This window comes from Serratia sp. (in: enterobacteria) (assembly GCF_046715635.1).
Lineage (GTDB): Bacteria > Pseudomonadota > Gammaproteobacteria > Enterobacterales > Enterobacteriaceae > Chania.
Genome location: NZ_JBKJYW010000322.1, coordinates 1 through 9,493, shown reverse-complemented (window position 1 = coordinate 9,493; position 9,493 = coordinate 1). Strand labels below are relative to the sequence as shown.

Genomic DNA, 9,493 nt, shown 5'->3' with positions numbered 1-9,493 from the left:
AACCTGTTTGTTGATGGCATCTCCAACAAGGATTATCAGGGGCTGCTCAACGATCCGAACCGCCCGCTGATCAACCGCGCCACCCAAGGGGTGTATCCACCGGCCTCCACGGTTAAACCCTATATTGCCGTTTCCGCACTCAGCGCCGGGGTAATCACCAAAAATACCGTCGTTTTCGATCCGGGCTGGTGGCAATTGCCAGGGTCGGAGAAACGCTTCCGCGACTGGAAAAAATGGGGGCATGGCCGCCTCAACGTCACCAAAGCGTTGGAGGAGTCTGCGGATACCTACTTCTATCAGGTAGCTTACGATATGGGGATCGATCGCCTTTCTTCCTGGCTGACCAAGTTTGGCTACGGAGAATATACCGGTATCGATCTATCCGAAGAGCGTTCCGGCCTGATGCCAACGCGTGATTGGAAATTCAAACGCTACAAGAAACCTTGGTATCAGGGCGACACCATTCCGGTAGGCATCGGCCAGGGCTACTGGACCGCTACGCCGATCCAGATGTCCAAGGCGCTGAACACCCTGATTAATGACGGCAACGTCAAAGATCCGCATCTGCTGCAAAGCACCAAGATCAACGGCGTACTGGTGCCGTTCAAGCAAAAAGAGAGCAAGCAGATCGGCGATATCCATTCAGGCTTCTGGGAAATAGCCAAAGACGGCATGTACGGCGTTGCCAACCGGCCTAACGGCACGGCTCGCAAGTTCTTTGACAAGACACCGTATAAAGCCGCGGCAAAATCGGGTACCGCGCAGGTATTCGGCTATGAAACCTATAACGCCCACAAACTCGCGGAACATCTGCGGGACCATAAATTGATGACCGCCTTTGCACCGTTTGATAACCCAACGGTTTCGGTAGCCATCATTCTGGAAAACGGTGGTTCAGGCCCGGCGGTAGGGACCATTACCCGTCAGATCCTCGACCACATCCTGTTGGGCGACAACAATACGCAATTACCGGTTGCAGCACCGCTGCCGCCCGGTATAGAAGGTGATTAAGGTAGAACATGACTGAAAGCCAACAAAAGGGTTCTATCTGGACCAAAATCCATATCGATCCCACATTCCTGTTATTTATTCTGGCCTTGCTGGTCTATAGCTCCGTCGTGATGTGGAGCGCCAGCGGCCAGGATATGGGCATGATGGAACGCAAAATCGGCCAGATCCTGATGGGGCTGATCGTGATGGGCGTGATGGCGCAAATCCCGCCGCGGGTGTATGAAAGCTGGGCACCCTACCTGTATATTTTCTGCGTGATATTGCTGATCCTGGTGGACGCCTTTGGCCAAATCAGTAAAGGGGCGCAGCGCTGGCTGGACCTGGGCTTTGTGCGCTTCCAGCCTTCGGAAATCGCCAAGATCGCCGTGCCGCTGATGGTCGCACGCTTTATGAACCGTGACGTGTGTCCTCCTTCGCTGAAGAATACTGGCATCGCGCTGGTGCTGATCTTCCTGCCCACCTTACTGGTTGCCGCACAACCCGATCTGGGCACGTCGATCCTGATCGCCGCCTCTGGCCTGTTCGTGCTGTTCCTGTCGGGGATGAGTTGGAAGCTGATCGCCGTGGCGGCCGTGGCGTTGGCCGCCTTTATCCCGGTATTGTGGTTCTTCCTGATGCACGGCTATCAACGTGACCGCGTGATGATGCTGCTCGATCCGGAAAGCGATCCGTTAGGGGCTGGCTACCATATTATTCAGTCGAAAATCGCCATCGGCTCTGGCGGCCTGTCGGGCAAAGGCTGGCTGCACGGCACCCAGTCCCAGTTGGAATTCCTGCCGGAACGCCACACTGACTTTATCTTCGCGGTCTTGGCGGAAGAGCTTGGCCTGATCGGCGTGCTGGTCTTGCTGGTGCTGTATCTGCTGGTGATTATCCGCGGGCTGATGATCGCCGCCCGGGCACAGACCACCTTTGGCCGCGTAATGGTCGGTGGGCTGATGCTGATCCTGTTTGTCTATGTGTTTGTTAACATTGGTATGGTCAGTGGTATTTTGCCGGTAGTTGGCGTACCTTTGCCTTTGGTCAGTTACGGGGGTTCGGCGCTGATCGTACTCATGGCTGGGTTCGGCATTGTGATGTCGATCCACACGCATCGGAAAATGTTGTCCAAAAATCTTTAAGAGGTGTGCAATGCGTAAGGAATGGCTTTGGGTCGGCGCGGTTGCTGCTGCGGTATTACTTTCCGCCTGTACCACGACGGAAGAAACACAGGCTCCGGTGCAACAAGCCTACAACGGGCCGGTGACCGAAATCGGCGGCGTGGAGCCTCACTATGAACCCTATAACCCTGGCACCCTGCAGGATTATCAGGTTAATGGCGACAGCTATCGTATCGTGCAAGATCCGCAGAACTTTTCACAAACCGGCCTGGCGGCCTGGTACGGCGAAGAGGCCAACGGCAATACGACCGCCATCGGTGAGCAGTTCGATCCTAATGCGCTGACTGCTGCGCATCCAACCTTGCCTATTCCAAGCTATGTACGCGTCACCAACCTGGCTAATGGCCGTCAACTGGTGGTACGCGTGAACGATCGCGGCCCTTATACCTCTGGCCGGATTATCGATCTGTCCAAAGCCGCAGCCGATCGCCTCAACCTGTCTAGCAACACCAAGGTAAAGGTCGACTTTATCAAAGTCGCTCCAGACGGCACGTTGAGCGGCCCTGGCACCGTGGGGACCGTCGTCGCCAAGCAAAGCTACGCCCTGCCTCCACGCCCGGATCTCACCTCTGGCGGCGGGATGGACACACCTATGCAGCAATCGGCACCGGTTGCCGCCCCTGCCACTCAAGCGATTGACAACGGCAGCATGAACTACAACGACAGCAGCGCTATCCCTGCCGCCTCCACTGGCCGCAGCGGTGGTTTCCTTGGTGTGCCACAACCGTTAGCCCCTGGCGTGTTGGAAGGGACAGAACCCCAGCCGGTCATTAGTGCGCCAACTGCCGCCCCGGTTGTGGCCTCCGCAGCCAGTGCCAGCGGTAACTATGTCGTACAGGTAGGTGCCCTGAGTAATGCCGAGCGTGCGCAAAGCTGGCAACAGCAGCTGAGCCAGCAGTTTGGCGTTCCTGGTAAGGTAGACGCCAACGGTGCCGTCTACCGCGTACAGCTTGGCCCGTTCAGCAATCGTCAACAGGCAGCACAGTTGCAACAGCGCCTGGCCAATGAGGCACAGCAACAGTCCTTTATCACTGCCGCACCTTAAGTACGATGGATAATTACGACCCTATGTGGACTGTTTATACCCGATGAATTTCAAGTTGACCGTTCGAGCGGTCAACTTGAAAGGTAACGGATACTGAAACATTTTCTTTCAGGTAAATCTGTGTAAACCCCGATCGGTCGGCTCATTGGCTAATGCCTGCCGGGGCCCCGTCTGCTATAGTGTGTCTCGCTTTTTAACTTAACTTTTACGGATGTTGTAGTCCCGATCATGAAACAGGTAACCTCTTTTCGCTTAATCAAAAGCCTCACGCTTGGCACTGCCATCGCGCTCAGCGCAGCGTCAGTTGCCCACGCAGACGACGTTAATATTAAAACCATGATCCCAGGTGTGCCGCAGATTGATGCCGAGGCCTACATCCTGATTGATTACAACTCTGGTAAAGTGTTGGCGGAATCGAACGCTGACGCACGCCGCGACCCTGCCAGCCTGACCAAAATGATGACCAGCTACGTCATCGGCCAGGCGTTGAAATCCGGCAAGATTGGCCAGGATGATATGGTCACCGTAGGCCAGGACGCCTGGGCTACCGGTAACCCGGTGTTCAAAGGCTCTTCGCTGATGTTCCTCAAGCCGGGCGATCGCGTGCCGGTTTCCAAGCTGACTCGTGGTATCAACCTGCAATCCGGTAACGATGCCTGTGTTGCCATGGCGGACTATGTCGCTGGCAGCCAGGATGCGTTCGTTAATCTGATGAATACCTACGTCAAACAACTCGGCCTGCAAAACACCCACTTCCAAACCGTACATGGTCTGGATGCGGAGGGGCAGTTCAGTTCGGCGCGTGATATGGCGTTTATCGGCCAGGCGCTGATCCGCGATGTGCCAGACGAATACGCTATCTATAAAGAAAAAGAGTTCACCTTCAACAATATTCGTCAGATGAACCGTAACGGTTTGCTGTGGGATACCAGCCTGAACGTCGATGGGATTAAAACCGGCCATACTAATGCGGCAGGCTATAACCTGGTGGCATCGGCAACCGAAGGCCAGATGCGTCTGATCTCCGCCGTGTTGGGTGGCCGGACCTATAAAGGCCGCGAAACCGAAAGCAAAAAACTGCTGACCTGGGGCTTCCGCTTCTTTGAAACCGTCGCGCCGCTGAAAGCAGGCAAAGAGTTCGCTTCTGAACCCGTTTGGTTCGGTGATGCCGATCGCGTTGAGCTGGGCGTAGACAAAGATGCTTACCTGACTATCCCACGCGGCCGGATGAAGGATCTGAAAGCCAGCTACGTGCTTAATACTCCGGAAATTCATGCTCCGCTGGCTAAAAACCAGGTGGTTGGCACCATTAACTTCCAGCTGGATGGCAAGACCATCGATCAGCGTCCGTTGGTGGTGCTGAACGAAGTGAAAGAAGGTGGCTTCTTCGGCCGCATCGTGGATTATATCCGTCTGATGTTCCATCACTGGTTCGGCTAACCCTTGAATCGGCTGAGTTCAGCCCCATATAACCATTAACACTAACTCCCGCCCCGGCGGGAGTTATAATTTAGATATCCGCCACCGTTGGAGCGCCCCCACATGCAAAAGACTAAACTGAACGAACTGCTCGAATTCCCTTGTACCTTTACCTATAAGGTAATGGGCCTGGCACACCCCGAGCTGGTAGACCAGGTAGTTGAAGTGGTGCAACGCCATGCTCCAGGGGATTACAACCCGCAGATCAAACCGAGCAGCAAAGGCAACTACCACTCCGTTTCCATCACCATCACCGCCACCCATATCGATCAGGTGGAAACGTTATATGAAGAGTTGGGCAACATTGAAATTGTCCGTATGGTGCTGTAATTACAGCATAACTCCCTGCCAGCTAACCTGGTTCAGGGCAACCGCTGTTCGGGTTGCCCTGGTTCCTCAGGGATAAATGCTGGTCGCGGGCCAGAGCGCCCGGTATAATGTTTTTACCACTTCTGTAACCTGACGATGCCCCGCTTGCAACACAATACGATCATTCTCCGTCAGCTAGGGTTGCAGCCCTATGAGCCTGTATCCCAAGCCATGCACAGCTTCACCAATCACCGCGACGAGTCCACGCTCGATGAATTGTGGCTGGTGCAGCATCAAGCCGTGTTCACCCAAGGCCAGGCCGGTAAGGCAGAACATCTGCTGATGCCAGGCGATATCCCGGTGATCCAGAGCGATCGCGGTGGGCAGGTCACCTATCATGGCCCCGGCCAGCAGGTGATGTACGTGATGGTGGATCTGAAACGCAATAAGGTGGGTGTCCGCCAACTCGTCACGGCCTTGGAAGAGACCGTTATTAATACCCTCGCCCATTTCAGGATCGAATCACGCGCGCGCCCGGATGCGCCCGGCGTGTACGTGGGCGAACACAAGATTTGTTCATTAGGCTTGCGGATCCGCAAAGGCAGCTCATTTCATGGCCTGGCCCTGAATGTCGCCATGGATCTCACCCCTTTCCAACGCATCAACCCCTGTGGTTATGCCGGAATGCAGATGACACAAGTCAGCGCGCTGGCACCAGCTGTCGGGATCGCCGATGTGCATCCCATTCTGGTACAGGAATTTGTTCATTTACTCGGCTACCAGACGGTCGAGCTTCGTAACTGGAACCTGCACGATTATGAGTAAACCGATTCAGATGGAACGCGGCGTTAAATACCGCGATGCAGACAAAATGGCGTTGATCCCGGTAAAAACGGTGGTCACCGAACGCCAAGAGCTGTTACGCAAACCCGAGTGGATGAAGATCAAACTCCCTGCCGACTCTACGCGCATTCAAGGCATCAAGGCTGCGATGCGCAAAAACGGTCTGCATTCGGTCTGCGAAGAGGCTTCATGCCCGAACCTGTCTGAGTGCTTTAACCACGGTACCGCCACCTTCATGATCCTGGGGGCCATCTGTACCCGTCGTTGCCCATTCTGCGACGTGGCCCACGGCCGCCCGGTGGCTCCTGATGCCAACGAGCCAGAAAAGCTGGGGCAGACCATTGCCGACATGGCACTACGCTATGTGGTGATCACCTCGGTTGACCGTGACGATTTACGTGATGGTGGCGCGCAGCACTTTGCTGACTGCATTACCGCCATCCGTGCCAAAAGCCCAAGCATCAAGATCGAAACCCTGGTACCAGACTTCCGTGGCCGTATGGATCGTGCGTTGGAAATCCTCACCGCCACGCCACCAGACGTGTTTAACCACAACCTGGAAAACGTGCCACGTGTTTATCGCCAGGTACGTCCTGGGGCTAATTACGAGTGGTCATTGAAGTTGCTGGAGCGCTTTAAAGAAGCTCACCCGTCTATTCCAACCAAGTCAGGCCTGATGGTTGGCCTGGGTGAAACCAACGCGGAAATCGTGGAAGTCATGCGCGATCTGCGCCGTCATGGCGTCACCATGCTGACGCTGGGGCAATATCTGCAACCAAGCCGTCACCACCTGCCAGTGCAGCGCTATGTCAGCCCGGCGGAGTTTGACGAAATGAAAGAAGAAGCAATGGCGATGGGCTTTACCCATGCTGCCTGCGGCCCGTTTGTGCGCTCGTCCTATCATGCAGACTTGCAGGCCAAAGGGCTGGAAGTGAAGTAACCGCGGTAATCTTTTGTTACGCTTCGGCAGCGATTAACGCCAAAAAACGGATGTCCTTACGGCATCCGTTTTTTTATGGCTCAACAGCAGAGGCGGTTAAATATCTTTCTTTTCGACGCTCTGCTGCGCCGTAGGAGTTTCAGCCGTACTCTGTGCAGGAGGGGTGTCGTCGCCCACCGCTTTTTTGAAGCCTTTCAGCGCCGCGCCGAGATCCGCGCCCAGAGTACGCAGTTTGCTGGTACCGAACAGCAATACGATCAACACCGCAATTACCAGCAGCTTGGTAATACTGATACCTTCCATATTCACCTTCTTTATTCATTTATGGCTGCAGGATGCAGCGCGGGAACAAACTTTGTCTGTCGATATTTAGCTACTTTCTCTCGGCTATAACAACAACCAGATGTAACAAGGTGAGATCTACCAGAGATGTTCTATGCTTAGATTATAGGGCATATTTTTTCCACTTGGCTTTTTTCCAGCGCTGGCTCGGCTGCTCAGTTCATCACAGGGAAACATTGGATGCCTACAGCTCCATCGGCTATTAACACTCGGCGTACAGGTCTCAACTTCGCCAGGCGACTCTATCTGCCTCGTATTGTCGGCCTGGGGATTGGTTTCTTTTGCGTACTTACGGCGCTCTATCCTGAGCACCAACCGATTGGCGTGTGGACCTTACTGGCCGTTAACGGCTTTCTCTGGCCACACGTCGCTTATCAGTGGTCTATCCGCAGCGAAACCCCCTACGCTACAGAGATCCGCAACCTGCTCATTGATGCGCTGCTTGGTGGGATGTGGGTGGGAGTCATGGGTTTCAATGCGCTACCTGCCGTGGTGATCTTGTCAATGATGGGGATGAACAATATTGCGTCCGGCGGGCCGTCCCTGTATTTCAAAGGGCTGATGGCGCAAATTATCGGAGCGCTGGTAACCAGTGCGATACTGGGCTTCCCCTTTACGCCACAATCCACACCACTGCAGGTTTATCTGTGTCTGCCGATGATCTTCATCTATCCAGTATTCCTTGGCTACGTGACCTATCAAACTGCCAAACGGCTGGCAGAAAAGCAGCAGGAGTTATTGCGTATCAGCATGCGCGATGGCTTGACCGGCGTATATAACCGCCGCCATTGGGAACACCTGCTGCACCGTGAGTTTGATAGCTGCCGACGATATAACCACACGGCTACGCTGATCCTGATTGATATTGACCATTTCAAAGCCATCAACGACACCTTTGGCCATGGGCTGGGGGATGAGGCGCTGATCGTTCTAGCGGAAGAGTTGGTGCTGGGGTTACGGACGGTGGACATCGTTGGCCGCTACGGCGGTGATGAATTTGGCGCGGTGTTGCCTAATACCAGCGCCGAACAGGCCAGCCTGGCATTCCATCGTATTCAGGAGCTTCTGAACGAGGTGGTCTTCCGTGAAGCCCCTGGGTTAAAGCTGAATATCAGCGCCGGGGTGGCTGATTACCAGCCCGAAATGGCTGGCTACCAGGAGTGGTTGAAAGCTGCCGATATTGCGCTGTATCGGGCGAAAAATAATGGTCGTAACCGGCAGGAACTTGCCGTACACCAATGCTAATCCACTAGTTTATTAAGCTAATAACTTGATTGATAGATAAGTTGATAACGTAATCAGGTATTCGTCTGTTCCCCTCACCCTAGCCCTCTCCCACAGGGAGGGGACCGTACGTGCCACAGATTAGCTCCTGCGCCAGAACATAACACTGGACTGGCTCCCTCTCCTTTTTGGGGAGAGGGTTGGGGTGAGGGGGAGCTGCGATTGCAGAATTGTTAGCAATACCCATCCAGCTAGCAAAACCACAGCAACAAGGTGTAAAATCTGCCCCGCGCGATGGCTTTGTGCCAACAAACGGAGATGACATTCCTCCACAACCGCCTTTCACAGGCTGATGATGTCTACCTAACCTCTCAGAGAGGCGCGTAGGCCGTGCCTGAACCTTTCTGAACATCTTCCATCTTTAGGATAGGGTTATATCACCATGTGGAGTTCTTTACTGGCTGTGTTTATTGGCGGTGGTTTGGGTAGCGTGTTGCGCTGGGCAGTGAGCCTTAAGCTCAACCCTCTACATCCGCATATTCCATTGGGCACTTTGACCGTAAACCTGGTGGGGGGGTTTATCATCGGGCTGGCTCTAGCGCTGTTTATCCGCATGACACACATTGATCCGGTTTGGAAGCTGCTAATCACTACCGGCTTTTGCGGCGGGCTGACCACCTTCTCTACCTTCTCGCTCGAAGTGGTTTATCTGTTGCAGGACGGGCGCGTTGTCTGGGCCATCGCCAATATGCTGCTCAACCTGGCGGGTTCGTTGGCAATGACGCTGTTGGCCTTTATGCTGGTCAGGGCGTTCTACGGCCACTAAAATCACTGGGCTTAATGTTTTCTTAATCTGCCATACGGATAATCCTCATTCAGTAGCTTGCCCTGAGTGAGGAATACGATGTTTAACCTGCCAAAAACCACCACCGAATGGGTTGTAACCTTAGCGTGCCTGCTGATCGTACTGGCCTTCATCAAGGTTTATCTGTTTCCCTGATCCGTGCCTGGCCTGAAAAATTCCAATAAAAAACCCGCTCATAGAGCGGGTTTTAACAAATTTGGCTACTGTAGCTTAGATAGCGATAACGTTAGCAGCAGATGGCCCTTTGGCACCGTTCGTGATTTCAAATTCTACAC

General features: G+C 54.1%; 10 protein-coding genes, 1 pseudogene and 1 riboswitch. Of the genes and pseudogenes, 9 read left to right on the top strand and 2 right to left on the bottom strand.

Translation table 11 applies throughout. The annotated features are described in order from the left end of the window. From ACLQ7H_RS17160 to lipA, 7 genes are all read left to right on the top strand, one after another. Positions 1-1,011, top strand: a 1,011-nt coding sequence (locus ACLQ7H_RS17160; protein WP_411753707.1) for a penicillin-binding transpeptidase domain-containing protein, incomplete at its 5' end; no start/stop codon positions are given. Between the two features lie 8 nt (positions 1,012-1,019). Continuing rightward, on the top strand, positions 1,020-2,132 hold the full coding sequence (gene mrdB / locus ACLQ7H_RS17155) for a peptidoglycan glycosyltransferase MrdB (protein ID WP_071682284.1): 1,113 nt from the start codon (positions 1,020-1,022) through the stop codon (positions 2,130-2,132). A 10-nt stretch (positions 2,133-2,142) separates the two neighbouring features. Further along, complete coding sequence (gene rlpA, locus ACLQ7H_RS17150; protein WP_411753706.1) at positions 2,143-3,216, top strand: endolytic peptidoglycan transglycosylase RlpA; 1,074 nt, start codon at positions 2,143-2,145, stop codon at positions 3,214-3,216. Between the two features lie 228 nt (positions 3,217-3,444). After that, positions 3,445-4,656, top strand: a complete 1,212-nt coding sequence (gene dacA / locus ACLQ7H_RS17145) for a D-alanyl-D-alanine carboxypeptidase DacA (protein WP_411753705.1) — start codon at positions 3,445-3,447, stop codon at positions 4,654-4,656. 102 nt (positions 4,657-4,758) lie between these two features. Continuing rightward, complete coding sequence (gene ybeD, locus ACLQ7H_RS17140; protein WP_411753704.1) at positions 4,759-5,025, top strand: DUF493 family protein YbeD; 267 nt, start codon at positions 4,759-4,761, stop codon at positions 5,023-5,025. 135 nt (positions 5,026-5,160) lie between these two features. After that, positions 5,161-5,829 (top strand): lipoyl(octanoyl) transferase LipB, encoded by a 669-nt coding sequence (gene lipB, locus ACLQ7H_RS17135; RefSeq protein ID WP_411753703.1) that lies wholly within the window; start codon positions 5,161-5,163, stop codon positions 5,827-5,829. Continuing rightward, positions 5,822-6,787: a lipoyl synthase gene (gene lipA / locus ACLQ7H_RS17130; RefSeq protein WP_411753702.1), complete on the top strand. Its 966-nt coding sequence runs from the start codon at positions 5,822-5,824 to the stop codon at positions 6,785-6,787. The genes lipB and lipA overlap by 8 nt, the downstream gene beginning before the upstream one ends. A gap of 96 nt (positions 6,788-6,883) precedes the next feature. On the opposite strand, the gene tatA is transcribed toward lipA, so the two are convergent. Further along, positions 6,884-7,090, bottom strand: coding sequence for a Sec-independent protein translocase subunit TatA (gene tatA, locus ACLQ7H_RS17125; protein WP_411753701.1), 207 nt, complete (start codon positions 7,088-7,090; stop codon positions 6,884-6,886). A 219-nt stretch (positions 7,091-7,309) separates the two neighbouring features. Here tatA and adrA point away from each other — a divergent pair, with 219 nt between their 5' ends. Together adrA and crcB are read left to right on the top strand one after the other, a co-directional pair. Continuing rightward, positions 7,310-8,374, top strand: coding sequence for a diguanylate cyclase AdrA (gene adrA / locus ACLQ7H_RS17120; protein WP_411753700.1), 1,065 nt, complete (start codon positions 7,310-7,312; stop codon positions 8,372-8,374). Between the two features lie 284 nt (positions 8,375-8,658). Continuing rightward, positions 8,659-8,722, top strand: a riboswitch (Fluoride riboswitch). Positions 8,723-8,795: 73 nt separating this feature from the next. Then, the gene (gene crcB, locus ACLQ7H_RS17115) at positions 8,796-9,179 is read left to right on the top strand and encodes a fluoride efflux transporter CrcB (protein WP_411753699.1); all 384 of its coding nucleotides are present in this window, start codon (positions 8,796-8,798) and stop codon (positions 9,177-9,179) included. Between the two features lie 249 nt (positions 9,180-9,428). On the opposite strand, the pseudogene cspE reads toward crcB, so the two are convergent. Continuing rightward, a pseudogene (gene cspE, locus ACLQ7H_RS17110) lies at positions 9,429-9,493 on the bottom strand (transcription antiterminator/RNA stability regulator CspE); the annotation flags it as partial.

Coding starts and splice junctions, on each gene's coding strand:
- tatA (WP_411753701.1), bottom strand. CDS start 7,090: ATGGAAGGTATCAGTATTACCAAGCTGCTGGTAATTGCGGTGTTGATC.
- lipB (WP_411753703.1), top strand. CDS start 5,161: ATGCCCCGCTTGCAACACAATACGATCATTCTCCGTCAGCTAGGGTTG.
- dacA (WP_411753705.1), top strand. CDS start 3,445: ATGAAACAGGTAACCTCTTTTCGCTTAATCAAAAGCCTCACGCTTGGC.
- ybeD (WP_411753704.1), top strand. CDS start 4,759: ATGCAAAAGACTAAACTGAACGAACTGCTCGAATTCCCTTGTACCTTT.
- crcB (WP_411753699.1), top strand. CDS start 8,796: ATGTGGAGTTCTTTACTGGCTGTGTTTATTGGCGGTGGTTTGGGTAGC.
- lipA (WP_411753702.1), top strand. CDS start 5,822: ATGAGTAAACCGATTCAGATGGAACGCGGCGTTAAATACCGCGATGCA.
- rlpA (WP_411753706.1), top strand. CDS start 2,143: ATGCGTAAGGAATGGCTTTGGGTCGGCGCGGTTGCTGCTGCGGTATTA.
- mrdB (WP_071682284.1), top strand. CDS start 1,020: ATGACTGAAAGCCAACAAAAGGGTTCTATCTGGACCAAAATCCATATC.
- adrA (WP_411753700.1), top strand. CDS start 7,310: ATGCCTACAGCTCCATCGGCTATTAACACTCGGCGTACAGGTCTCAAC.